Source organism: Chromobacterium paludis (assembly GCF_008275125.1).
Taxonomy (GTDB): Bacteria; Pseudomonadota; Gammaproteobacteria; order Burkholderiales; family Chromobacteriaceae; genus Chromobacterium; species Chromobacterium paludis.
On record NZ_CP043473.1, the window covers coordinates 3,011,155 to 3,034,706 of the forward strand.

Annotated in this window: 22 protein-coding genes; 12 read left to right on the forward strand and 10 right to left on the reverse strand. The window is 65.0% G+C overall.

What is annotated here, in order from left to right:
• Positions 1-116: 116 nt before the first annotated feature.
• The 4 genes from FYK34_RS14230 to FYK34_RS14245 all read left to right on the forward strand — a co-directional run bounded on the left by FYK34_RS14230 (position 117) and on the right by FYK34_RS14245 (position 2,107).
• Positions 117-677, forward strand: coding sequence for a YqgE/AlgH family protein (locus tag FYK34_RS14230; RefSeq protein ID WP_149297492.1), 561 nt, complete (start codon positions 117-119; stop codon positions 675-677).
• Complete coding sequence (ruvX, locus tag FYK34_RS14235) at positions 661-1,101, forward strand: Holliday junction resolvase RuvX (protein ID WP_168209754.1); 441 nt, start codon at positions 661-663, stop codon at positions 1,099-1,101. The genes FYK34_RS14230 and ruvX overlap by 17 nt, the downstream gene beginning before the upstream one ends.
• Positions 1,101-1,559: a DUF3592 domain-containing protein gene (locus FYK34_RS14240; RefSeq protein ID WP_149297496.1), complete on the forward strand. Its 459-nt coding sequence runs from the start codon at positions 1,101-1,103 to the stop codon at positions 1,557-1,559. Before ruvX ends, FYK34_RS14240 begins: the two co-directional genes overlap by 1 nt.
• A 104-nt stretch (positions 1,560-1,663) precedes the next feature.
• Entirely contained in the window at positions 1,664-2,107 is a 444-nt protein-coding gene (locus FYK34_RS14245; protein WP_149297498.1) for a hypothetical protein, read from the forward strand.
• 273 nt (positions 2,108-2,380) lie between these two features.
• Here FYK34_RS14245 and FYK34_RS14250 read toward each other — a convergent pair whose 3' ends face one another.
• The 8 genes from FYK34_RS14250 to FYK34_RS14285 all read right to left on the reverse strand — a co-directional run bounded on the left by FYK34_RS14250 (position 2,381) and on the right by FYK34_RS14285 (position 10,377).
• Positions 2,381-3,427, reverse strand: a complete 1,047-nt coding sequence (locus FYK34_RS14250; RefSeq protein ID WP_149295158.1) for an IS110 family RNA-guided transposase — start codon at positions 3,425-3,427, stop codon at positions 2,381-2,383.
• A gap of 109 nt (positions 3,428-3,536) precedes the next feature.
• The gene (ylqF, locus tag FYK34_RS14255) at positions 3,537-4,478 is read right to left on the reverse strand and encodes a ribosome biogenesis GTPase YlqF (protein ID WP_149297500.1); all 942 of its coding nucleotides are present in this window, start codon (positions 4,476-4,478) and stop codon (positions 3,537-3,539) included.
• A 2-nt stretch (positions 4,479-4,480) separates the two neighbouring features.
• Entirely contained in the window at positions 4,481-4,693 is a 213-nt protein-coding gene (locus FYK34_RS14260) for a DUF3820 family protein (RefSeq protein WP_149297502.1), read from the reverse strand.
• A 209-nt stretch (positions 4,694-4,902) separates the two neighbouring features.
• Positions 4,903-5,247, reverse strand: coding sequence for a DUF4870 family protein (locus tag FYK34_RS14265; RefSeq protein ID WP_174774522.1), 345 nt, complete (start codon positions 5,245-5,247; stop codon positions 4,903-4,905).
• Positions 5,248-5,273: 26 nt separating this feature from the next.
• Positions 5,274-5,819 carry a hypothetical protein gene (locus FYK34_RS14270; RefSeq protein WP_149297504.1) on the reverse strand — a complete coding sequence of 182 codons (546 nt, stop codon included), beginning with the start codon at positions 5,817-5,819 and terminating at the stop codon, positions 5,274-5,276.
• Between the two features lie 326 nt (positions 5,820-6,145).
• Positions 6,146-7,765, reverse strand: a complete 1,620-nt coding sequence (locus FYK34_RS14275) for an electron transfer flavoprotein-ubiquinone oxidoreductase (protein WP_149299988.1) — start codon at positions 7,763-7,765, stop codon at positions 6,146-6,148.
• A 101-nt stretch (positions 7,766-7,866) separates the two neighbouring features.
• Positions 7,867-9,090, reverse strand: a complete 1,224-nt coding sequence (locus FYK34_RS14280; protein ID WP_331252013.1) for a CaiB/BaiF CoA transferase family protein — start codon at positions 9,088-9,090, stop codon at positions 7,867-7,869.
• A gap of 99 nt (positions 9,091-9,189) precedes the next feature.
• Positions 9,190-10,377, reverse strand: a complete 1,188-nt coding sequence (locus FYK34_RS14285) for an acyl-CoA dehydrogenase (RefSeq protein ID WP_149297506.1) — start codon at positions 10,375-10,377, stop codon at positions 9,190-9,192.
• Between the two features lie 135 nt (positions 10,378-10,512).
• Between FYK34_RS14285 and FYK34_RS14290 the strand changes: the two genes are divergently transcribed.
• Positions 10,513-11,283 (forward strand): IclR family transcriptional regulator, encoded by a 771-nt coding sequence (locus tag FYK34_RS14290; protein WP_149297508.1) that lies wholly within the window; start codon positions 10,513-10,515, stop codon positions 11,281-11,283.
• Between the two features lie 48 nt (positions 11,284-11,331).
• Here the strand turns inward: FYK34_RS14290 and FYK34_RS14295 are convergent, their stop codons facing one another.
• Positions 11,332-11,766 carry a CBS domain-containing protein gene (locus FYK34_RS14295; RefSeq protein WP_149297510.1) on the reverse strand — a complete coding sequence of 145 codons (435 nt, stop codon included), beginning with the start codon at positions 11,764-11,766 and terminating at the stop codon, positions 11,332-11,334.
• Positions 11,767-11,870: 104 nt separating this feature from the next.
• Entirely contained in the window at positions 11,871-12,740 is an 870-nt protein-coding gene (gene argB / locus FYK34_RS14300; RefSeq protein WP_149297512.1) for an acetylglutamate kinase, read from the reverse strand.
• Between the two features lie 159 nt (positions 12,741-12,899).
• Here argB and FYK34_RS14305 point away from each other — a divergent pair, with 159 nt between their 5' ends.
• The 7 genes from FYK34_RS14305 to FYK34_RS14335 all read left to right on the forward strand — a co-directional run bounded on the left by FYK34_RS14305 (position 12,900) and on the right by FYK34_RS14335 (position 23,508).
• Entirely contained in the window at positions 12,900-13,565 is a 666-nt protein-coding gene (locus FYK34_RS14305) for a TetR/AcrR family transcriptional regulator (protein WP_149297514.1), read from the forward strand.
• Entirely contained in the window at positions 13,562-14,629 is a 1,068-nt protein-coding gene (locus FYK34_RS14310; protein ID WP_149297516.1) for an efflux RND transporter periplasmic adaptor subunit, read from the forward strand. Before FYK34_RS14305 ends, FYK34_RS14310 begins: the two co-directional genes overlap by 4 nt.
• A 10-nt stretch (positions 14,630-14,639) precedes the next feature.
• Positions 14,640-17,717 carry an efflux RND transporter permease subunit gene (locus FYK34_RS14315; protein WP_149297518.1) on the forward strand — a complete coding sequence of 1,026 codons (3,078 nt, stop codon included), beginning with the start codon at positions 14,640-14,642 and terminating at the stop codon, positions 17,715-17,717.
• A gap of 23 nt (positions 17,718-17,740) precedes the next feature.
• Positions 17,741-19,063, forward strand: a complete 1,323-nt coding sequence (locus FYK34_RS14320) for a TolC family outer membrane protein (protein ID WP_149297520.1) — start codon at positions 17,741-17,743, stop codon at positions 19,061-19,063.
• 199 nt (positions 19,064-19,262) lie between these two features.
• Positions 19,263-20,528: a 4-aminobutyrate--2-oxoglutarate transaminase gene (gene gabT / locus FYK34_RS14325; protein WP_149297522.1), complete on the forward strand. Its 1,266-nt coding sequence runs from the start codon at positions 19,263-19,265 to the stop codon at positions 20,526-20,528.
• Positions 20,529-20,601: 73 nt separating this feature from the next.
• Positions 20,602-22,062: an NADP-dependent succinate-semialdehyde dehydrogenase gene (gene gabD / locus FYK34_RS14330; protein WP_149297524.1), complete on the forward strand. Its 1,461-nt coding sequence runs from the start codon at positions 20,602-20,604 to the stop codon at positions 22,060-22,062.
• A 144-nt stretch (positions 22,063-22,206) separates the two neighbouring features.
• Complete coding sequence (locus FYK34_RS14335) at positions 22,207-23,508, forward strand: UDP-N-acetylglucosamine 1-carboxyvinyltransferase (protein ID WP_149297526.1); 1,302 nt, start codon at positions 22,207-22,209, stop codon at positions 23,506-23,508.
• Positions 23,509-23,552: the final 44 nt, after the last annotated feature.

Here is a 23,552-nt window from a genome sequence, read left to right on the forward strand (position 1 = left end):
GCAAACCGTTCATTTTATCAGGCCGCGGCCCGCTGCGGGGCGGCGCGGCGTTCCAGCCCGGCCCCGCCATTGGGGGGGCTAGCCAGCGGGCATGGCAGTTGTGCCATAATGGCCGTATGGAATCCTTATCGCTGTCCCATCACTTCCTGATCGCCATGCCCGGCATGGGCGACCCGCTGTTCGCCAAGTCGCTGGTCTATCTGTGCGAGCACGGCGAGCACGGCGCCATGGGCCTGATCATCAACAAGCCGTCCGGCATCGCCATGGCGCAGTTGTTCGATCAAATCGACCTGCCGCTGGACGACGAAGGCACCCGCACCGGCCAGGTCTACTTCGGCGGACCGGTGCAGCCGGACCGCGGCTTCGTGCTGCACCAGCCGGCCGGCAACTGGCAATCCAGCCTGATGGTGACCGACGATATCGCGCTGACCACGTCCAAGGATGTGCTGACAGCGGTGTCGCAAGGCCAGAAGCCGGAAAAGCTGCTGATCTCGCTGGGCTATGCCGGCTGGTCCGCGGGACAGCTGGAACAGGAAATCGCCGACAACGGCTGGCTGACCGTGCCGGCCGATCCAAGCATCGTCTTCGACTTGCCCTGCGAGGCGCGCTACGACGCCGCCATGGCCTTGCTGGGCTTCGACCCGTCCCTGCTGTCATCGGATGTCGGCCATGCCTGAAGGTTGCGCCTTGGCTTTTGACTTCGGCGAACGCCGCATCGGCGTCGCCGTCGGCGACACGATTCTCGGCATTCCCCATCCGCTGGCCACCATAGACACGGCCGTCACCGACGAGCGCTTCGCCGCCATCGCCAAGCTGATTACGGAATGGCAGCCCAAGCAACTGGTGGTGGGCCTGCCCATGCACCCGGACGGCGTCGAGCATGAGCTGTCGGCGCTGTCGCGCCGCTTCGCCAACCGGCTCAAAGGCCGTTTCGGCCTGCCGGTATGGCTGGTGGACGAGCGCTACACCTCGGTCATCGCCGAACAGATGCTGGAAGAAGCCGGGGTCAAAAAGGGGCGCAAGCAAAAGCCGGCGCTGGACCAGGTGGCCGCCCAGGCCATTCTCGCCGGCTGGTTCGAACACCCCGGCATCGCCGTCTGATGCCGGACAAAATCCCCGCCCTGCTGCTGATCGCCATCGGCATCGCCGGCTTCTGCTGGCTATGGCGCCAGGCGCAACTGGCCAACGCGGCGCAGGACTGGCCCATCGCCATCGGTGTCGTCGAGCGCAGCCAGGTGGAGGAACGGCCCCGCCGCGGCGGCGACCATAGCGATCAGCGCGAATACCGCGCCGACATTGTCTACCGCTACCCGGTCAACGGCCAAAGCCATCAATCGAACGCCATCCGCATTCCCGACGCCGGTTTCGGCGGCAGCCCGACGCTGGCGCGAGACACGGTCAACCGCTACCCAGCCGGCGCCTCGGTGCAAGTCCGCTACAACCCAGCCAGGCCGGGGCAGGCGTGCCTGGAAAGTGGCGCGCACTGGAGCGTGCGGGCCGGCCAGTTGCTGATGCTGCTGTTCGCCGCCGCCGGCGCATGGCTGTTGACGCGCGGATGATGCCGCTAAGCCATTGATTTGTTAGCAAGCGTTAAAGGGGATTGAGGCCGACAGGCCAAGCGTCGATACTTCGGGTATCCAGTCGATTATCCGGGAGTCCCGCCATGAGCATCAGCCAGACTGCGCAGATTTCTTTGGCCAGCGCCGCGCTGCTGAACGGCGGCAGCGTGCCGTCTCCCGTGGTGCAAAACGGCAACGCCACCTCGGCCCTAGCCAGCGAAGCCGCGCAACTGGCGCAGGAATCCAGCGCCGTCGTCGCGCTGGGCGGCGGCGCCGGCGACAGCTTCGCCACTTACGACGCCACCGGGCTGCTGAACAGTTTCGCTACCGCCGGCACGCTGCAAGGCAGCGCGCTGTCGCCAAACAGCGGCGTCTCGGCGCAGGACAGCACGGATCAGCAAATCGTGTCGCAAAACCTGGGCGGCGCCAGCGGCGCCGCGTCATCCCTCAACGGCGACTGGGCGACCATCCTGAAGCAGAATCCGGCGCTGGCCGGCGAAGCGGTGGCAGACAGCTTTAACGGCAGCATCGTCGACACCATCGCCTGATCCGTCGCGCCGCAAATAAAATCTATGGTCAGCCTGACCTTTGCAAGAACAGCGTGCTGATGAATCATGACGGGGTAGGCTTGCTCTAATCTATCCGGATTCTTGATGGGCACAATAGAGCCCGATCCATGATGTGAGCCGCTCCTGCAAGTCCCTAAAAAGCCCTCAGTCTGTCATGACTGTTTTTACGATCGGGGTATCCTGCAGGCCGTGGGCCGGTTGTCGTCATCAGTATCTGTCTTGGCAAAAGCAGGCTTCTACTCGCCGCCGGGTTTACCCGGCGGTTTGCATTTCAGTCAGTGCGCGGGCCTGGGGACGGTACTCGCCGCCTTTGGCGAGTAGCGCCCACACGACCCGTGCCAGTTTGTTGGCCAGTGCGCAGGCCACGATATTCGAGTGGCGACGCTGCATCAGCGCCACCGTCCACGCTGCCATCGCACTCTTCCAGCGCGGCGCGTTCTGCATGATCACCCGTGCGCATTGCACCAGCAGGCGACGCAGGCTCTTGTCACCGCGTTTGCTGATGCCCAGCAGCTTGGACTTCCCGCCTGTCGAGTATTGTCGCGGGACCAGACCCAGCGATGCCGCAAAGTCACGGGCATTGCCATAGCCCTTGGCATTGCCGGCGTCCGCCGACAACTGGCTGGCGGTGATCGCACCGATGCCGGGAATGGTCATCAACCGCCGGGCGACATCGTCCTGTCGGGCTTCTGTGGCAATCTCGTGATCCAGCTCGTCGATCTCGGTCTTGAGCAGACGGTAGTGATCCAGCTGGCGTTGCAGGATCTGCCGGGCCTTGACGGGCAAGCCGTTGGTCTCGTCCATCAGCAGCATCGGCAGCTGCGTGATCCCCCGTACCCCGACAGGAAGCGCGATGCCGAACTCCAGCAGCAGCGCATGGATCTGGTTGTTGGTCTGTATTCGTTCGGCAATGCGAGATTCCCGCAGGCGATGCAGTGCCGACAAGGCTTGCTGTTCGGCACTCTTGGCGGCAACGTAGCGCATGGTCGGGCGCGTAGCCGCCTCGCAGATGGCCTGGGCATCGATGAAATCGTTCTTGTTGCCGAAGACAAACGGGCGGATGTACTGCGGTGCGATCAGTTGTACGGTATGACCGAAGCCCGTCAGCTTGCGTGCCAGCCAGTGCGCGCCGCAGCAGGCCTCCATCACGATGCGGCAGGGAGGCTGTTTCGCGAGAAATTCGATGAGACTGTTGCGATTGAACTGCTTCTTGAGGACCGGGTTGCCGCGCGGGTCGTGCCCAATCAGATGAAAGCTGTGCTTGCCGATATCCAGACCGATGAGTGTGACGGTTGCCATGATGCTCTCCCCGAAGAAGAAAAAATGCCTCAGCAGGTTTGACGCCTGCTGAGGCATTTAGGTCAGGCTGACCATCACATTAAGCCCGGATGCTCCGGGCTTTTTGACATCAGCGGCTGCCTTGCTTGCGGCCTTCTTTATCTTTCAGCTTCTCTTCCCGCAAAATGGCTCGTTCGGCTGCCAGAATCTTGGCGCGCTTTTCCCACTCCACCCACTCTTCCGGACGCTCCAGCGTGATGCGGCCGGTCTGGCCGTCGCGGAAGTCGGTCAGCACGATTTCCGCCGCCTTTTGCATATTGATGCGGCCGCCGGACAGCACCGCGCCGCGGCGCTTGCCGATCAGCTCCAGCGCCTGCCAGTCCTGTGCGCCGTCCAGTTCCTCCACGTCAAACTTGTAGCGCGCGGCCAGCTCGGCGCGGTAGTGGACCAGCAGGTACTTCAGCAGCTCCAGCGACACCTCCTCCTCGTCCATGGCGTTGCGGCCGACGGCGCCGCTGGCGGCCAGGTTATAGCCGCCCTCTTCCACCTCGATCTTGGGCCACAGCATGCCGGGCGTGTCGTACAGCTCGAAGTCGTCGGCCAGGATGATGCGCTGCTCGTTCTTGGTCACGCCGGGCATATTGCCGGTCTTGGCGATCTTGCGGCTGGACATGCTGTTGATCAATGTGGACTTGCCGACATTGGGAATGCCGCAAATCAGCACGCGCAGCGGCTTTTCCAGGCCGCCGCGGGTCGGCGCCAGCGCGCGGCAGGCCGCGATCAGGCGCTGCGCCGGCGCGCGCTCGCCGGCATCCATGCCCAGCGCCTCGGTCTGCTTGCGGGCGCGGTACCAGGCCAGCCATTGTTCGGTCACGGCCGGATCGGCCAGGTCCTGCTTGTTCAAAATCATCAGCCGCGGCTTGCCCTTGGCCATGCGCGCCAGCATCGGGTTGGCGCTGGAGGCCGGCAGGCGGGCGTCCAGCAGCTCGATGACGACGTCGATATCTTTCAGGCGCTCGGCGACATCCTTGCGCGCCTTGTTCATATGGCCGGGAAACCATTGGATTGCCATAGTTAACGCTTTCTAATCGGGTCCAGCAGATAAGTCAGACCGTTGTGGTCCAGTTCTTGCATCAATTGCAGCAAGCGGCCGATCTCGCCCGGCGGGAAGCCTTCGCGGGCGAACCAGTTCAGGTAATGGCCCGGCAGCTCGCAAATCAGCGTGCCCTTGTGCTTGCCGAAAGGCATGGCGCGGGTGGTGAGGGCGATCAGGTCTTCGGCTTGCATGATGGCAGATATAGATGGGAGTTGGGCATTGTGCCAAAGCCGGCGGCATGCTGCCAGGCTTGACGTGGAACAAGCGTTTGTCTGCTTGCACGGCCAGATCGCCGTCAGCGGCGTAGCATGTGGACAAAACCATCCTGGCCGGGCCCTACCCGGCCGCATTTTTACCGGTTCGCGCAGAGCCGTTTGCGGGCGCCCTGGCGCCCGCCTTTTCATTTGGCGGGCATGGGCTTGCGGTCGTTGAAATACAGGAAGCCTTTGACAACGCGGTAGATATACCACACCCACACCGCGAACAACACCACGCCGCCCACCAGCAGCCAGATCGTGGCGAAGCCGACGACATAGCCCAGCAGCGCCAGCCAGAAGGTGCGGATCTGCCACTCGAAATGGCTCTCGTACAAGGTGCCGCGCACGTCGTCGCGCTTCACGTAATTGATGATCACGCCGACGATGGCGGTCACGCCCACCAGCAGGCTCACCGCCTGCAGGATATAGACGGTCAGCGTCAGATTGTTCAGCTTCCGTTCGTTCTCGTCCAGCAGCTCCAGCTCCATTCGCCTCTCCTCTCTATTTTCATCTCTCAACGCGCGAACAAGGCGGCGAAGCGCGCCGCCGCCGTGCGGCGAAACGCCAGGCTGGCCGGCACCGCGCCCTCATCCATCGCAGGGGCTGGCGCATCGCTCCAGCCTCGCAACACGCCATCCGCCCGCCGCGCGGGAGACAACACCGGCAAGACCGGCGTCCACTCCCAGCCGGCGGCCTCCGCCAATCGCTCCGCCCGGCGGTTGGCCTCATCCAGCCCGGCCAACTCGTCCAAGCCCACCTCCAGCTGCCGCCACGCCAACAGCAAGAGCCGCGCCGCCAGCCAGTCGGCCGGCTCGGCGATGCGCGCCGGCGTGGCGCCCGGCGGCAGGCCGCGCCGCATGGCCAGGTGCAGCGCCAGTTGGCGGATCTCGGGCAGCAGGGACTCCAGCAGGCAGGCGCGCTCCGGCAGCGCTTGCGGCGAGCCGGGACGATACGCCAGCCGCTCGCCGTCGGTCGACAGCGCGACCGGATACAGCGCCCGCGCCGCGGCATGCGGCTGGGCGTGGGGGGCGAGAATGCGGATGTCGCTGATTTCGTGCATGGCTCTATCTCCTGAAGCGTGCAATCCGCCTGACCGGAGACCATGTATTGCGCTGAGACTGCAAACACAAATGCCGCCGGTAATCGGCGGCATGGTCGGGTATGCGCTCGGTGAACCTGAAAGCCGAGCCTATCCCTGGCGCCGCCGGGAGGGGCGGTACCAATAATAAGCATGGGCGAAAAATACGGTTCGGGCTTGCATAAGGCCATGCTGCCAACGATGGCGCCGGCCGTCAAGCCATTGTTTCCCCTGGCTTGCCGGCGATCAAAACAAAAAAGCCGGGTTTCCCGCAGGAAACCCGGCCTCGCGCGGCGTGGAACGCCCGTTTACATATTCGGGTAGTTCGGCCCGCCGCCGCCTTCCGGCGTCACCCAGTTGATATTCTGGGTCGGGTCCTTGATGTCGCAGGTCTTGCAGTGCACGCAGTTCTGCGCGTTGATCTGCAGACGCGGCGCGCCCTCGTCCTGGCCGACGATCTCGTACACGCCGGCCGGGCAGTAGCGCTGCTCTGGCGCGTCGTACTTGGCCAGATTGATGGCGATGGGCACCGAGGCGTCCTTCAACTTCAGGTGGGCCGGCTGGTCTTCGCTGTGGTTGGCGTTGGAGATGAACACCGAGGACAGGCGGTCGAAGGTCAGCACGCCGTCCGGCTTGGGATACGGGATGCGGTTGCATTCATAGGCCGGGCGCAGCGCCTCGTTGTCGGCATGCTTGTGGCGCAGCGTCCACGGCGCGCGGCCGCGGAACAGGAAGGTGTCGATGGCCGAATAAATCATGGCCGGCCACAGGCCCCAGCGGAAGGACGGGCGGATGTTGCGCACCTTGTACAGCTCGTCATGCACCCAGCTCTGCTTGAACTTGGCCGAGTAAGCCTTGGCCTCGCCGCCCTGCGCCTGGGCCTCGTCGCCCAGCAGTTCGAACACCGCCTCAGCCGCCAGCATGGCGGATTTCATCGCCGTGTGGGTACCCTTGATCTTGGGCACATTGAGGAAGCCGGCGGTGTCGCCAACTAAAACGCCGCCCGGGAAAGTCAGCTTGGGCAGACTTTGCAGACCGCCTTCCGCCAGCGCGCGCGCGCCGTAGGACACGCGGCGGCCGCCTTCGAACGTCTTCTTGATCGCCGGATGGGTCTTGAAGCGCTGGAATTCCTCAAACGGCGACAGATAAGGATTCTGGTAGTCCAGGCCCACCACGAAGCCCACCGCCACCAAATTGTCTTCCAGGTGGTAGAGGAAGGAGCCGCCATAAGTGGCGGTGTCCATCGGCCAGCCCACCGTATGCGTGATATGGCCGGGCTGATGGTTTTCCGCCGGCACTTCCCACAATTCCTTGATGCCGATGCCGAAGGTTTGCGGATCGGAACCGTCGGTCAGCTTAAAGCGCGACAGCAGGGTCTTGGTCAGCGAACCTCTACAGCCTTCGGCGAAGATCGTCTGCTTGGCCCACAGCTCCATGCCTGGCTCGCCATCCTGGTCGCCGTTCTTGCCGGTGCCCACGGCGCCGGTGGCCACGCCTTTGACCGAGCCGTCGGCGTGATACAGCACTTCGGCCGCCGCGAAGCCAGGATAGATCTCCACGCCCAGGTTTTCGGCCTGCTGGCCCAGCCAACGACAGAAATTGCCCAGGCTGACGATGTAGTTGCCCTCGTTATGCATCTGCGGCGGCGTGGGCAGCTGGATGGACTCGGTCTCGGTCAGATAGAGGAAGCGGTCGGACAGCGCCGGCGTGTTCAGCGGCGCGTCCAATTCCTTCCAGTTGGGCAGCAGCTCGGTCAGCGCGCCGGTTTCGATCACCGCGCCGGACAGGATGTGGGCGCCGATCTCGGAGCCCTTCTCCAGCAGACAGACGCTGATGTCGCGGCCCTGCTGCTCGGCCAATTGTTTCAGACGGATCGCCGCGGACAGGCCGGATGGGCCGCCGCCGACGATCACTACGTCGTATTCCATGTATTCGCGTTGCACCGTTTCTCCTTTGCGCCCGCTGGGACTTATTGATTTGATTGACATCATGCTATGAAGATGGCGAGACGTCAAAATCAAACAAGCGTTTAAACGGTGCCATTGTGGCGCAATGCGACAATGTCCCTTTCCGCGTAACCCAGCGCGCGCAAGATCTGCTCAGTATGTTCGCCCAGATCGGGCGGAGCTAGATTGTACTCGACCGGCGTGCCGGATAGTTTGATCGGACACCCCACCATGGGCACTTCGCGTCCCTCGGCGTCCCGCATTGCCAACTCCATGCCCCGCGCCTGCGCCTGTGGATCGGCGAAAGCCTCGGCCACGTCGTTGATCGGCCCGCAGGGCACGCCGGCCTGGTCCAGCGCCGTCAGCCAGTGCTCGCGCGCCTGGCGGCGGAAGGCCTGGGCCAACAGCGGTACCAACTGGCCGCGATTGGCCACCCGCTGCGGATTGGTGGCATAGCGCGGATCGCGCGACCACTGCGGCTGGCCGATCAGCCGGCACACTTCGGCGAACTGCTTGTCGTTGCCGCAGGCCAGGATGAAATGGCCATCCGCGGCCGCGAACACTTGGTAAGGCACGATATTGGCGTGGGCGTTGCCCAAGCGCGGCGGCGTCTTGCGCCCCACCAGCCAGTTGGACGCCACATTGGCCAGCATGGCCAGCGAGCAGTCGAACAGCGCCATGTCGATATGCTGGCCCTCGCCGCTGCGCTCGCGCGCGATCAGCGCCGCCTGCACCGCGTTGGCGGCGTAGAGGCCGGTGAACAGGTCGGACACCGCCACGCCCACCTTGTGCGGCTCGCCGTCGGACGGGCCGGTGATGCTCATCAGTCCGGACATGCCCTGCACGATATAGTCGTAGCCGGCCAGAGTGGCGTAAGGCCCATCCTGGCCGAATCCGGTGATGGAGCAATACACCAGCCGCGGATTGATCGCCTTCAGGCTGTCGTAATCCAGGCCGTATTTCCTCAGCCCCCCCACCTTGTAGTTTTCCAGCACCACATCGGCGTCCGCCGCCAATTTGCGCACGATTTCCTGGCCGGCCGGCTGCGTGATGTCCACGGTCAGCGAGCGCTTGCCGCGATTGGCGCACAGATAATAGGCCGCGCGGCCGTCCGGCAGGCTGGGCGGCGCCCACTGCCGCGTGTCGTCGCCGCTGCCTGGCTTTTCTATCTTGACCACGTCCGCGCCCAGATCGGCCAATAGCTGGCTGGCCCACGGCCCCGCCAACACCCGGCTCAAATCCACCACCTTGATGCCCGCCAACGCTCCCGCCATCGCGCTCTCCTCCGCCGCTGTTCGCTTAGCCATCCGTCGTCCCGTGAAAAAAAGCGGCCCGGCGACAAGCCGGGCCCACAAAGGACAGACAGGAATCAACGGCGCGGCCGGACCTCCGGCCGCGCCGGCTTATCAGGCAAACGCCTGAATACCGGTCTGGGCTCGGCCCAGAATCAGGGCATGCACATCATGCGTGCCCTCGTAAGTGTTGACCGCCTCCAGATTCATCACGTGGCGGATCACATGGAATTCGTCGCTGATGCCGTTGCCGCCGTGCATGTCGCGGGCGACGCGGGCGATGTCCAGCGCCTTGCCGCAGTTATTGCGCTTGATCAGCGAGATCATTTCCGGCGCGGCGCGGCCCTCGTCCATCAGCCGGCCCACGCGCAGCGCGGCTTGCAGGCCCAGCGCGATTTCGGTCTGCATATTGGCCAGTTTCAGCTGGATCAGCTGGTTGGCGGCCAGCGGACGGCCGAACTGCTGGCGGTCCAGCGTGTACTGGCGCGCGGCCTGCCAGCAGAACTCGGCGGCGCCCATGGCGCCCCAGGCGATGCCGTAGCGCGCCTTGTTCAGGCAGCCAAACGGACCCTTCAGGCCCTTGACGCCCGGCAGCAGCTGCTCCTCCGACACCAGCACATCGTCCATCACGATTTCGCCGGTGATGGACGCGCGCAAGGAAAACTTGCCGTGGATGGCCGGGGCGGACAGGCCTTTCATCCCCTTCTCCAGGATGAAGCCGCGAATCTCGTCCTCGTCGTCCTTGGCCCAGACCACGAACACGTCGGCGGCCGGACTGTTGGTGATCCACATCTTGCTGCCGGACAAGAGATAGCCGCCGTCCACCTTGCGGGCGCGGGTCTTCATGCTGGCCGGGTCGGAGCCGGAGTCGGGCTCGGTCAGGCCGAAACAGCCCAGCCACTCGCCGCTGGCGAGCTTGGGCAGATATTTGTCTTTTTGCGCGTCGGAGCCATAGGCCCAGATCGGGTGCATCACCAGCGACGATTGCACGCTCATCGCCGAGCGGTAGCCGGAATCGACGCGCTCCACTTCGCGCGCCACCAGGCCATAGGCGACGTGGGACAGGCCGGCGCAGCCATAGCCTTCGATGGTGCAGCCGAGGAAGCCCAGCTCGCCCATCTCGCTGATGATTTCGCGGTCGAAGCGCTCTTCGCGGTTGGCGGTCAGCACGCGCGGCAGCAGCCGCTCCTGGCAGTACTCATGCGCGCTTTGCCACGCCAGCTTCTCTTCGTCGGTCAACTGCTCCATCAACAGCAAGGGATCTTCCCAAGCGAATGCGGCGCGCTGCGAGTTTGCTGCCATCTGACCTCTCCCACTTAGTTCCGCATTGCGGAATTGAATTTCACCATGCAAAATAGACTAATCACTCTGCCGCCCGCTTGTAAAGCGATTTATTCGTCATGCGGCAATTTTCTTGTCTCAATGGGGGGGAAGAGGATGCAACAGCAAGAAGACCGCCAATTCGTCACCGCGCTGGCGCGCGGGCTGGAAGTGCTGGCGGCGTTTCGCCCCGGAGAGGGCGCGCTGTCCAATCAGGAGCTGGCGCGCCGCACCGGCCTGCCCAAGTCCACGGTGTCGCGGCTCAGCTACACGCTGACGCGGCTGGGCTATCTGCAGCCGGAGAGCGACGGCGGCCCCTACCGGCTGGGCCTGGCGCTGCTGGCGCTGGGCACGGCGGCGCTGGCCGGCTACGACGCGCGCGCGGCCGCCGCGCCGCTGATGCGCGAGTTCGCGCTGGCCAACAATGTGTCGGTCAGCCTGGCCCTGCGCGACGGCAGCGACATGGTGTACCTGGAAAGCTGCCGCAGCCAGGCGCGGGTGTCGGTGCAGCTGTTCACCGGCTCGCGCGTGCCGCTGGCCACCACTGCCATCGGCCGCGCCTATTTCGCCGGCCTGCCGCCGCTGGAGCAGCAGGCGGTGCTGCCGCTATTGGCCGAACGCTACGGCGCAGGCTGGCCCGCGCTGGAGGCGCGCTTGCGCCAGGCTTGCGCCGACTATCAGGCCGACGGCTATACCGCCTCCTTCGGCGAATACGAACCGGACGTGATGGCGGTGGGCGCGCACTTGCCGGCCCTGCTGCCCGGCCAGCCGGCCATGGCGCTGAACGCCAGCGGCCCGGCCTTCGCCTTCGACGAGGCGGCGATGCGCCAGCGCGTGGCGCCGGCCCTGCTGGCCTTGCGCCAGCGCATCGCGCCGATCCGCCTCTGAACGGCAACGGCCCGCGCAAGGCGGGCCGTTTGAAAGGCGGGACAAAGCTCAGGCTGACTGGATGTAATGGACCAGATGGTTGATCACCTGCTCCTGTTCTTCTATCGTCGCCCGCACCAGATCGCCGATGGACAGAATGCCCAATACGGTCTGATCCTCCATCACCGGCAAGTGGCGGATGCGCTTTTCCGTCATCAGCGCCATGCACTGGTCCAGCGTCTGCTGCGGCGTGACATAGACCACGCGGCTGGTCATGATGTCGCGCACCTTGGTGCCGGCCGAGGTCCGCCCCTGCAGCACGATGCGGCGCGCGTAGTCGCGCTCCGAGAAAATGCCGACGATGTCGCCGGACTCCATCACCAACACCGCGCCAATGTCGCTTTCCGCCATCACCTGCAGCGCCTGGAACACGGTGCTGTCCGGACTGACGTAGACCAGCGCGCGATTGGCCTTGCTCTCCAGCAATTGTCTTACGGTTTGCATGCTGCCCTCCCCCTGTGCGTTGGAGCCGTGGCGCGCCGCATGACGGCTTGCGACATGGCATGCCATCAATATAGAACACCGCGCGGCGCGGCTCCAAAGCCGGATCAGGCGCGGATCATGGTACCCACGCCGGCGGCGGTGAGGATTTCCAGCAGCAGCGCGTGCTTGACGCGGCCGTCTATGATGTGGACCGCCTGCACGCCGTTCTTGGCCGCGTCCAGCGCGGAACTGATCTTGGGCAGCATGCCGCCGGAGATGGTGCCGTCGGCGAACAGCTCGTCGATGCGCTGCGCCGTCAGCCCCGTCAGCAGCTGGCCCTGCTTGTCCAGCACGCCCGGCGTATTGGTCATCAGCACCAGCTTTTCCGCCTTCAGCGTCTCCGCCAGCTTGCCGGCCACCAGGTCGGCGTTGATGTTGTAAGCCTCGCCATCCATGCCCACGCCTATCGGCGCCACCACGGGGATGAAGTCCTGGCTGTCCAGCAGCGACACCAGCGACGGGTCGATGGCCTCAATTTCGCCCACCTGGCCAATGTCGATGGCCTCATCGCCGTCCGACTTCAAGTACAGCTTGCGCGCGCGGATGAAGTGGCCGTCCTTGCCGGTCAGACCCACCGCCTTGCCGCCGTGCTTGTTGATCAGCGACACGATTTCCTTGTTCACCTGGCCGCCCAGCACCATCTCCACCACGTCCATGGTCTCGGCGTCGGTCACGCGCATGCCCTGGATGAATTCGCCCTGCTTGCCGACGCGCGCCAGCAGTTCGTTGATCTGCGGGCCGCCGCCGTGCACCACCACCGGGTTGATGCCTACCAGCTTGAGCAACACCACGTCCTTGGCGAAGCCTTCCTTCAGCGCGTCGTCGGTCATGGCGTTGCCGCCGTACTTGATCACGATGGTCTTGCCGGCGAACTCGCGGATATAGGGCAAGGCTTCAGCCAGGATGTTCGCCTTGTCGGCTGCGTCTATCGCCACTTTGTTTCTCCTTCGTAGCTGCCCTGTAGTCGGGCCATGCGGATTGCGGTGTTGCATTTTAATCACGGCCATTGCTGAACTGTTATTTATTAATTGGCAGGACATCGGAATTGCCCTTACAGTGCCGGCATTACTGAACAAAAATTCAGAAAGTGGAAAATGGGAGAATCCGGCAGCAGCCGCTGGCAGCGCAAGAAGGACGCGCGTCCCAGCGAAATCCTGGACGCCGCGCTGACGCTATTCGTCGACAAGGGCTACCGCGCCACCAAGATGGAAGACATCGCGCAGGCGGCCGGCGTGACCAAGGGCACGCCCTATCTGTATTTCCAGAACAAGGAAGAAATCTTCAAGGCCGTGGTGCGCGAGACCATCGTCGCCCGCATGCAGGCGATGAGCGCGCAGCTGGCGCAGCTGCAGGACGCCAGCAGCAGCCAGCTGCTGAGCCTGGCCCTGGAGGATTGGTGGACCCATATCGGCGCCACCCGCTCGGCCGGACTGTGCAAGCTGATGGCGGCGGAAGCCACCAATTTCCCGGAGCTGGCCCTGTTCTACTACGAGGAAGTGATACGCCCGGCGCGCCAGCTGCTGGGTCATATCGTGCAGCGCGGCATGGACAGCGGCGAATTCCGCGAGGCTTATATCGAGCACGTCATCGACATGCTGACCGCGCCCATGCTGATGACCATGATACTGAGCCACTCCTTCGGCCAAGTGCCCGGCTGCTGCGAAACCCTCACCCAAGACCCGCTGGCCTTTCTCCAATCCGCGCTGCGGATGACGCTGCAGGGGCTGCAGCTCCCCCGCGCCCAGGACAAACAATCATGAAAAACTACCCCGCACTGGGCTTGGCGCTGATCGGCGCGCTCAGCCTCACCGCCTGCCAAGACAAGACCGCCGCGCCGGAAGACATTCGCCCCGTACGCTATGTCGTCGCCGGCGACGACGCCCGCATCGGCGGCGCCAGCTATGCCGGCGAAGTCCGCGCCCGCAACGAGACTCAGCTCGCCTTCCGCGTAGCAGGCAAGGTCGTGGCCAAGCTGGTGAACAGCGGCGAACACGTCAAGAAAGGCCAGCCGCTGGCCCGGCTCGATCCCAGCGACTACCAGCTGGACCTGGCCGCCAAACAGGCGCAGCTGGCCGCCGCCCAATCCGACCTCTCCCAGCAGCAGCTGAACCTGAAACGCTATCGCGAGCTGCTGGCCAAGCAGTTCATCAGCCAGGCCCAGGTGGACGCGCAGCAAAACGGCGTCAACGCCGCCCAGGCCAAGGTCAGGCAGGCGCTGGCCGCGCTGGACGCCAGCCACAACCAGACGGCTTACGCCACGCTGACGGCCGACGCCGACGGCGTGATCAGCCAGATGCAGGCGGAGCCCGGCCTGGTGGTGGCCGCCGGCCAGCCGGTGGCCAAGCTGTCGCAAGACGGCGCGCGCGAAGTGGCCATCCAGGTGCCGGAAAACGCGCTGGCCGCCGTGCGCCAGGCCGGCGGCTTCCGCGTGACGCTGTGGAAGGGCGGCGCGCCGCTGGACGGCAAGCTGCGCGAGCTGGCGGCAGACGCCGACCCCGTCACCCGCACCTATCCTGCGCGCATCGCGCTGAGCGGCGACAGCCACGGCCTGCAGCTGGGCATGACCGCCGACGTGGCCCTGCCCGCCCAGGCCAGCCGCCAGCTCAGCCTGCCGCTGACCGCCGTGCTGGACCTGCAAGGCAAGCACTATGTCTGGACCGTGGACGACAAGACGCTGCGCGTCAGCCGCAAGCCGGTGGAGGTGGGCGCCATCTCCAGCGACAGCGTCGCCATCGCCGCCGGCGTGCGTCCCGGCGACAAGATCGTGACCGCCGGCGTGCATCTGCTGCATGAGCAGCAGCGCGTGAAGCTGCTGGGCCAATGAGGACGAGACCATGAAAAAGCTCAATTTGTCCGAATGGGCCCTGCGCCACCAACCACTGGTGCGCTACCTGATGATCATGCTGATGCTGGCAGGCGCCTGGGCTTATACCCAGCTGGGCCAGAAGGAAGACCCGGAATTCACTTTCAAGTCCATGCTGGTGCAAGCCAACTGGCCCGGCGCCAGCACGGTGGAAATGGAGCAGCAGGTCACCGACAAGCTGGAGGAAAAGCTGCAGGAGATGGGCGAGATCGAATACGTGCAGAGCTACACCAAGCCGGGCGAGACGGTGATGGTGGTGACGCTGCGCGAGGACGTGCCGCCCAAGAACGTGCCGCAGCTGTGGTATCAGGTGCGCAAGAAGCTGGGCGACATCGCCTATACCCTGCCTTCCGGCGCGCAGGGCCCGTTCTTCAATGACGAATTCGGCGACACCTTCGGCAATATCTACGCCTTCAGCGGCGACGGCTTCAGCTACGAGGAGCTGCGCCAATATGTCGAATCGGCCAAGCAGGAGCTGCTGCGCGTGCCGGACGTGGCCAAGGTGCAGGTGCTGGGCCGGCAGGAGCAGCGCATCTACGTCGACCTGTCCAGCGCCAAGCTGGCCAGCCTGGGCCTGGACAGCCGCGCCATCTGGCAGGCGCTGCAGCAGCAGAACGCGATGACGCCGGCCGGCACTTACGAAACCGCCAGCGACCGCATCTGGGTGCGCCCCACCGGCAAGTACGACTCCGTCGCCGCCGTGGCCGCCACGCCGGTCAGCGCGGGCGGCAAGACCTTCCGCCTGGGCGACATCGCCACGGTGTCCCGCGGCTACATCGACCCGCCCGCCACCAGCGTGCGCTTCAACGGCAAGCCGGTGCTGGCGCTGGCCATCAGCATGAAGAGCGGCGGCGACGTGCTGAAGCTGGGCGCCAACCTGGACCAATCCATCGCCCACATCAAGAGCAAGCTGCCGCTGGGCGTGGAAATCCACGCCGTGTCGGACCAGCCCAAGGTGGTGCATGACGCCGTGGGCGAGTTCATGCGCTCGCTGGTGGAGGCCGTGGTCATTGTGCTGGCGGTCAGCTTTTTCAGCCTGGGCCTGCGCACCGGCGTGGTGGTGGCGCTGTCCATCCCGCTGGTGCTGGCGATGACCTTCCTCGCCATGTACTTCTTCAACATCGACCTGCAGCGCATCTCGCTGGGCTCGCTGATCATCGCGCTGGGCCTGTTGGTGGATGACGCCATCATCGCGGTGGAAATGATGGCGCTGAAGCTGGAGCAGGGCTGGAACAAATTCCAGGCCGCCACCTTCGCTTACACCAGCACCGCCTTTCCCATGCTGACCGGCACCCTGATCACCGCCGCCACCTTCCTGCCGGTGGGCCTGGCCAAGTCCATGGCCGGCGAATACGTGTTCAGCCTGTTCGCCGTGGTGGGCATCGCGCTGGTGCTGTCCTGGATCGTCGCCGTGGTGTTCACGCCCTATCTGGGCTATATGCTGCTGCCGGCCCATCCCCACCAGGGCGGCGAGCACGATGTGTACCAAAAGCCCTTCTACCAGCGTTTCCGCCGCGCGGTGGAGTGGTGCCTGGACCACCGCAAAACGGTGATCGCCGCCACGCTGGCCGCCTTTCTGGTCTCGCTGGTGGCCTTCAAGCTGTTCGTCGCCCAGCAGTTCTTCCCCTCCTCCAACCGTCCGGAGCTGATGGTGGACATGTGGCTGCCGCGCGGCGCCAGCTACCACGCCACGCTGGAACAGGTGGAAAAGATGGAGAAACTGGCCAAAGCCGATCCCAACGTGGTCAGCGTCACCAGCTATGTCGGCAGCGGCAGCCCCCGCTTCTACCTGCCGCTGGACCAGCAGCAGCAGCACATCAACTACGCGCAGCTGATGGTGATGACGAAAGACGAACATGTGCGCGAGGACGTGAAAAAGCACCTGGAGAAGCTTTTCGACAACGACTTCCCCCTGGTGCGCGGCCGCGTCACCCGGCTGGAGAACGGCCCGCCGGTGGGCTATCCGGTGCAGTTCCGCGTGATGGGCCCGGACCATGCGCAGGTGCGCAAGATTGCCGACCAGGTGGAGGCGCTGGTGCGCAAGCATCCGTCCGCCCTGCACGTCAACCAGAACTGGGGCGAGCAGGTGAAGGCCCTGCGCATAGACATCGACCAGGACAAGGCCGCCGCGCTCGGCCTCAGCACGCAGCAACTGTCGCAGCAGCTGCAGATGCTGATTTCCGGCTCCGCCGTCAGCGCCTACCGCGAAGGCAACCAGAGCATCGCCATCGTCGCCCGCCTCAACCCCGGCGAACAAAAGAACGTGGCCGCGCTGGGCAGCCTGATGGTGCAGACCGGCAGCGGCCGCTTCGTGCCCGTTTCGCAAATCGGCCACATCCGCTACGAAGCGGAAGAAGGCATCATCTGGCGCCGCAACCGCCTGCCGGCCATCACCGTCAACGCGGACGTGGTGGACGGCGTGCAGGGCGCGGACGTGTCCAGCCAACTTGCGCCGCAGATGCAGGCGCTGGAACGCACGCTGCCGCTGGGCTACCACATCGAAACCGGCGGGGTGCTGGAGTCCAGCGGCAAGTCGCAACGCGCCATCGCCGCCGTCGCGCCGTTGATGATTGTTGTAGTTCTGACACTCCTGATGCTGCAGCTGCAGAGCTTCCAACGCACGCTGATGGTGGTGCTGACCGCGCCGCTGGGCATGATAGGCGTCACCCTGACGCTGATCATGTTCCACGCGCCTTTCGGCTTCGTCGCCATGCTGGGCGTGATCGCGCTGTCCGGCATGATCATGCGCAATTCGGTTATCCTGGTGGACCAGATCGAACATGACATCCGCGAGGGAATCGGCCGTTTCGAGGCCATCATCGGTTCCACCGTTCGCCGTTTTAGGCCCATAATGCTGACGGCATTAGCCGCCATCCTGGCGATGATTCCGCTGACCCGCAGCACCTTCTGGGGACCGATGGCCGTGGCCATCATGGGCGGCCTGCTAGTGGCCACCGTGCTGACCCTGCTGTTCCTGCCGGCGCTGTACGCGCAATGGTTCCGCGTGTCCCGGGATGAAGAACGGCTTGCCCCCGCGCAGCCGGAATAACAAACAAGAAAACGAGCAATCCAATGAATAGCAAGTATCTGCCCCTGACCGTCGCCCTGCTGCTGCTGGGCGTCTCCGTCCCCAGCCAGGCCTTCGACCTGGTGGCCGCCTGGCAGGCCGCCCGCAATTACAATGCCGACTTCGCCGCCTCGCGCGCCCAGCACGAGGCCGACCAGGAAAAACGAGTGCAAGGCCGCGCCCAGTTGCTGCCGCAAGCCAGCGTCACCGGCACTTACGGCTATAACAATCCCATCCAGCCGGCCAACGTCCTGGGCGCGAATGCCCAGCGCCGCTACGAATCGCATGGCTATAGCGTGGGCGTGCAGCAGCCTCTGTTCGACATGGGCAAGTACGCCGGCTATCAGAAAGGCAAGATCGGCACCGAGCTGGGCGACACCAACTACGACGCGGCCGAGCAGCAGCTGATCCTGGACATCGCCCAAGCTTATTTCAACGTGCTGCGCGCGCGCGACACGCTGGAAGCCACCCGCGCCAGCAAGAAAACCTTCCTGAACCAGCTGCAGCAGGCCAAGACCGCCTTTGAAGTGGGCACCGCCACCATCACCGACACCAATGAAGCCCAGGCGGGCTACGACGGCGCGGTGGCGCAGGAAATCAGCGACGCCAACAACCTGGAGCTGGCCGAGCACAACCTGAGCCGCCTCACCGGCCTGGACCCAGCCGGCATCCAGAGCGTGCGCGACAAGCTGCCGCTGGATCCGCCCAAGCCGGCGGGACTGGACGAATGGATCGCCCTCGCGCTCCATAACAGCCTCGACATCAAGAGCTCGGAACAAAAGCTGCAACTGGCGGAGCAAACCGTGCTGGAGAAACAAGGCAACCGTCTGCCCGTCGTCTCGCTCAGCGCCGGCTATAGCGATAGCCTCAGCAATCAGTCCGGCACGTATCCGCACACCCGCGGCAGCAACATCGGCGTCACCGTCACCGTGCCGCTGTTTGCCGGCGGCGGCATCAACTCCCAGGTGCGCGAAGCGGTGGCCCAGCGCGACGCCGCGAGCGATCAGCTGGAGGCCAAGCGCCGCCAGGTGAAGGAAGACGTGCGCAAGGCTTACCTGGGCGTGACTAACGGCGCGGCCCTGGTTCGCGCTCAGCAGCAGCTGCTGATCTCCGCCAAGAGCAAGGTGGATTCCACCCGCCTGGGCAAGGAAGTGGGCATCCGCACCAACCTGGACCTGCTGCAAGCGGAGCAGGCTTACTACAGCACGCTGACCACCCTAGCCAACGCCAAATACAACTACCTCACCGCGCGTCTGGCGCTGGCGCAAAGCGCCGGCCAGCTGGAACCCAAGGTGCTGACCGACGTCAACCAGCTGATCGTCCACTGAGCCGGCGCGGCGCCGCCGCCCCAGCCATCCGCAACGCCTGTGCCGTCCGCGCCACAGGCGTTTAATTTTTTATGTCACTCGTAGCTTTTTGCTAAACACGCTCATAGAATGATCCGCTGACATGCGACGGCCATAAGCCGGCGAACATCCACCCAGCCGCGGCGCCAGGCGCGACCGAAGGCGACCCGAGGAGACTTCCATGAGCCAGCAGCAACTGATGCAACGCAAGGCCGACGCCACCCCGCGCGGCGTGGGCGTGATGTGCGGTTTCTACATCGACCGCGCCCGCAATGCAGAGATCTGGGACACCGAAGGCAAGCGTTACATCGACTTCGCCGGCGGCATCGGCGTGCTGAACACCGGCCACCTGCACCCCAAGGTGGAAGCCGCGGTGGCGGAGCAGTTGTCCCGCTTCAGCCATACCTGCTACCAGGTGGTCCCCTATGAGTCCTACATCAGCCTGGCGGAAAAACTCAACGCGCTGACCCCGGGCAGCCACGCCAAGAAAACCGCCCTGTTCAGCACCGGCGCCGAGGCGGTGGAGAACGCGGTGAAGATCGCCCGCTGCCACACCGGCCGCCCCGGCGTCATCGCCTTCGGCGGCGCCTTCCACGGCCGCACCCTGATGGGCATGGCCCTGACCGGCAAGGTGGCGCCGTACAAGCTGGGCTTCGGCCCCTTCCCTGCCGACATCTACCACGCGCCGTATCCCAACGCGCTGCACGGCGTGTCGGTGCAGGATTCGCTGGCCGGCATCGAAAAACTGTTCAAGTTCGACATCGACCCGGCTCGCGTCGCCGCCATCATCTATGAGCCGGTGCAAGGCGAAGGCGGTTTCTACGCCGCCCCGGCCGAATGGGTACAAGCGCTGCGCGAACTGTGCGACCGCCACGGCATCCTGTTGATCGCCGATGAAGTGCAATCGGGCTTCGCCCGTACCGGCAAGCTGCTGGCCAGCGAACATTTCGACGCCGTGCCGGACCTGATCACCATGGCCAAATCCCTGGCCGGCGGCTTCCCGCTGGCCGCCGTCACCGGCCGCGCCGAAGTGATGGACGCGCCGGCGCCGGGCGGCCTGGGCGGCACCTATGCCGGCAATCCGCTGGCCGTGGCCGCTGCCCATGCCGTGCTGGACGTGATCGCCAGCGAAAAACTGTCCGAACGCGCCCAACGCCTGGGCGACGCGCTGAAGGAAAAGCTGAACAGCCTCAAATCCGCCGTGCCGCAAATCGCCGAAGTGCGCGGCCTGGGCGCCATGGTCGCCGTCGAATTCAACCACAGCGGCAGCCATACACCCGATCCGGACTTCGCCAAGAAAGTGCAGCAGCACGCCCTGGCCAACGGCCTGATCCTGCTGACCTGCGGCGTCTACGCCAATGTGGTGCGCTTCCTGTTCCCGCTGACCATAGAAGACGATGTCTTCGCCGAGGCGCTGGGCAAGCTGGAAGCCGCGCTGAAGGCTTGATCCACTGACACACTTCAATGCGAGCGGTACCGTCTCCCGGCGCGTCCGCTCGCGTGTTCAAGGAATACCCGACATGTTGAACCTGCAAGACCCCAAGCTGCTGCGCCAGCAATGCTATCTGGGCGGCCAATGGCTGGACGCCGACGGCGGCCAGCACATCGCCGTGCATAATCCCGCCACCGGCGAAAAAATCGGCCAGGTGCCCAAGATGGGCGCCGCCGAGGCCGAGCGCGCCGTGGCCGCCGCCGCGCGCGCCTTCCCGGCCTGGAAGGCCAAGAGCGCCAAGGAGCGCGCCGCCATCCTGCGCCGCTGGTTCGACCTGATCATGGCCCACCAGCAAGACCTGGCCGTCATCCTGACCTCGGAGCAAGGCAAGCCGCTGGCCGAGGCCAAGGGCGAGATCGCCTATGGCGCCAACTATATCGAGTGGTACGCAGAAGAAGCCAAGCGCGTCTATGGCGACATCGTGCCTAGCCCCGCCGGCGACCGCCGCGTGCTGGTCACCAAGGAACCGATAGGCGTCACCGCCGCCATCACGCCTTGGAACTTCCCCAGCGCGATGATCACGCGCAAGGCCGCGCCGGCGTTGGCCGCCGGCTGCACCATGGTGGTCCGCCCGGCCAGCCAGACGCCGCTGTCGGCCCTGGCCCTGGCCGAGCTGGCCGAGCGCGCCGGCATCCCGCCGGGCGTATTCTCCGTCATCACCGGCGGCTCCAGCGAGATCGGCGCGGTACTGACCGGCAGCGATACGGTGAAGAAGTTCTCCTTCACCGGCTCCACCGAAGTGGGCCGCAAGCTGATCGCCCAATGCGCCGGCACCGTGAAAAAAGTATCGATGGAACTGGGCGGCAACGCGCCCTTCATCGTGTTCGACGATGCCGATCTGGACGCCGCGGTGGAAGGCGCGCTGATCTCCAAATACCGCAACGCCGGTCAGACCTGCGTCTGCGCCAACCGCATCTATGTGCAGGACGGCGTCTACGACGCCTTCGCCCAGAAGTTCGCCGCCGCCGTGGCCACGCTGAAGGTCGGCAACGGCCTGGAAGCCGGCGTGACGCAAGGCCCGCTGATCGACCACAACGCCGTGGCCAAGGTGGAAGAGCACATCGCCGACGCGCTGTCCAAGGGCGGCAAGCTGATCGCCGGCGGCAAGCGCCACGCGCTGGGCCACACCTTCTTCGAACCGACGCTGATCGCCAACGTCAGCAGCGACATGAAAGTAGCGCGCGAGGAAACCTTCGGCCCGCTGGCGCCGCTGTTCCGCTTCCACTCCGAAGAAGAAGCGATCCGCCTGGCCAACGACACCGAGTTCGGCCTGGCCAGCTACTTCTACGCCCGCGACGTCGGCCGCATCTTCCGCGTGGCCGAAGGCCTGGAATACGGCATGGTGGCGGTCAACAGCGGCCTGCTCTCCAACGAGGCCGCGCCTTTCGGCGGCGTCAAGCAATCCGGTCTGGGCCGCGAAGGCTCCAAATACGGCATCGAGGACTATCTGGAAATCAAGTACGTGCTGCTGGGCGGACTGGACCGCTAAGCCTGCCCGCGCCGCTCACAGGCCGCCCTCCGGCGGCCTTTTTCACATTTCGCCGCATGCCGGCACACAAGCGATACACAAGCCTGCCCACCAGTCATGTGCTTGGGCATAGAATGTCGTTTTGACCGTAAGCAGAACACGCTCATGCCCCACCTCCTCGTCCATGGCGGCGCGCCCTTGCGCGGCCGCATCGCGCCTTCGTCCAACAAAAACGCCGTGCTGCCCATTCTGTGCGCCACGCTGCTGACTGCCGAGCCGGTAACCCTGCGCGGCGTGCCGGACATCACCGACGTGCGCAAGATCCTGACCCTGTTCCGCGCCTTAGGCAGCCGCATCGACGGCGAACTGGCGGACGGCACCTTGACCATCTGCCATGCCGAGGCCCATTTTGACGCCGAACGCGACCATCTGCCGGAAGAGATGCGCTCGTCCATCATGCTGGTGCCGCCGCTGCTGGCGCGCTTCGGCGAGGCGCGGATAGAAAACGACGTGCAAGGCTGCACCCTGGGCGTGCGCGAGATCGACCCGCATATCGACGTGTTCACCGGCTTCGGCGCCGAGGTCAATCGCCTGCCCGGCCGCATCCGCGTCAGCGCGCCGGCCGGCCTCAAAGCCTTCAACCACTGGCCGGACTACGCCTCCGTCACCACCACCGAAAACTTCGTCATGTGCGCGGCGCTGGCGCAGGGCAGCGCCACGCTGACCAATGCGGCGTCGGAACCGCACGTGCAGGAGTTCTGCCGCTTCATGGAAGCGATGGGCGCGCGCGTCGACGGCATCGGCACCTCCCGTCTGACCGTGCATGGCGTGGAGCAATTGCGCGGCGTCGATTTCAGCTTTGTCGAGGACTTCCACGAAGTGGTGACCTTCCTGGCGCTGTCCGCCATCAGCGGCGGCGACATCGAGGTCAAGAACGGCGCGCCGGAATTCTTCCCGCTGATAGACCGCACCTTCGCCAAGTTCGGCATCGCCATTGAACATAAAGACGGCTGGTCGCGCGCACGCTACGACCAGCTCAAGGTCGTCGAGCCGTTCACGCCCAACATCCTGCCCAAGATAGAAGCGGCGCCCTGGCCCTATCTGCCGGTGGACCTGCTGCCTATTTTCATCGCGCTGGGCGTGAAGGCGCAGGGCAATATGCTGTTCTGGAACAAGGTGTACGACGGCGCGCTGGGCTGGACCTCGGAGCTGGGCAAATTCGGCGCCCACGCCTTCCAGTCCGATCCGCATCGCGTGGTGATCTTCGGCGGCAAACCGCTAAGCCCCGCGGAAGTGGACAGCCCCTATATCATCCGCGTCGCCATCGCCCTGCTGATGATCGCCGCCAGCATCCCCGGCAGCTCGCGCATCCTGAACGCCTCGCCCATCCGCCGCGCCCATCCGCGCTTCGTGGAGAACCTGGTCAGCCTGGGCGCGCAGATCGAGTGGCAGAACGAGGACGAATAATCGCCGACCAAGCCCCGCCGCAACGCGGGGCTTTTCTGGCGCGG

Bases quoted from the DNA above. Each gene is read 5' to 3' on its own strand.
- FYK34_RS14230 (WP_149297492.1), top strand. From the start codon at position 117: ATGGAATCCTTATCGCTGTCCCATCACTTCCTGATCGCCATGCCCGGC.
- ruvX (WP_168209754.1), top strand. From the start codon at position 661: ATGTCGGCCATGCCTGAAGGTTGCGCCTTGGCTTTTGACTTCGGCGAA.
- FYK34_RS14240 (WP_149297496.1), top strand. From the start codon at position 1,101: ATGCCGGACAAAATCCCCGCCCTGCTGCTGATCGCCATCGGCATCGCC.
- FYK34_RS14245 (WP_149297498.1), top strand. From the start codon at position 1,664: ATGAGCATCAGCCAGACTGCGCAGATTTCTTTGGCCAGCGCCGCGCTG.
- FYK34_RS14250 (WP_149295158.1), bottom strand. From the start codon at position 3,427: ATGGCAACCGTCACACTCATCGGTCTGGATATCGGCAAGCACAGCTTT.
- ylqF (WP_149297500.1), bottom strand. From the start codon at position 4,478: ATGGCAATCCAATGGTTTCCCGGCCATATGAACAAGGCGCGCAAGGAT.
- FYK34_RS14260 (WP_149297502.1), bottom strand. From the start codon at position 4,693: ATGCAAGCCGAAGACCTGATCGCCCTCACCACCCGCGCCATGCCTTTC.
- FYK34_RS14265 (WP_174774522.1), bottom strand. From the start codon at position 5,247: ATGGAGCTGGAGCTGCTGGACGAGAACGAACGGAAGCTGAACAATCTG.
- FYK34_RS14270 (WP_149297504.1), bottom strand. From the start codon at position 5,819: ATGCACGAAATCAGCGACATCCGCATTCTCGCCCCCCACGCCCAGCCG.
- FYK34_RS14275 (WP_149299988.1), bottom strand. From the start codon at position 7,765: ATGGAATACGACGTAGTGATCGTCGGCGGCGGCCCATCCGGCCTGTCC.
- FYK34_RS14280 (WP_331252013.1), bottom strand. From the start codon at position 9,090: ATGGCTAAGCGAACAGCGGCGGAGGAGAGCGCGATGGCGGGAGCGTTG.
- FYK34_RS14285 (WP_149297506.1), bottom strand. From the start codon at position 10,377: ATGGCAGCAAACTCGCAGCGCGCCGCATTCGCTTGGGAAGATCCCTTG.
- FYK34_RS14290 (WP_149297508.1), top strand. From the start codon at position 10,513: ATGCAACAGCAAGAAGACCGCCAATTCGTCACCGCGCTGGCGCGCGGG.
- FYK34_RS14295 (WP_149297510.1), bottom strand. From the start codon at position 11,766: ATGCAAACCGTAAGACAATTGCTGGAGAGCAAGGCCAATCGCGCGCTG.
- FYK34_RS14305 (WP_149297514.1), top strand. From the start codon at position 12,900: ATGGGAGAATCCGGCAGCAGCCGCTGGCAGCGCAAGAAGGACGCGCGT.
- FYK34_RS14310 (WP_149297516.1), top strand. From the start codon at position 13,562: ATGAAAAACTACCCCGCACTGGGCTTGGCGCTGATCGGCGCGCTCAGC.
- FYK34_RS14315 (WP_149297518.1), top strand. From the start codon at position 14,640: ATGAAAAAGCTCAATTTGTCCGAATGGGCCCTGCGCCACCAACCACTG.
- FYK34_RS14320 (WP_149297520.1), top strand. From the start codon at position 17,741: ATGAATAGCAAGTATCTGCCCCTGACCGTCGCCCTGCTGCTGCTGGGC.
- gabT (WP_149297522.1), top strand. From the start codon at position 19,263: ATGAGCCAGCAGCAACTGATGCAACGCAAGGCCGACGCCACCCCGCGC.
- gabD (WP_149297524.1), top strand. From the start codon at position 20,602: ATGTTGAACCTGCAAGACCCCAAGCTGCTGCGCCAGCAATGCTATCTG.
- FYK34_RS14335 (WP_149297526.1), top strand. From the start codon at position 22,207: ATGCCCCACCTCCTCGTCCATGGCGGCGCGCCCTTGCGCGGCCGCATC.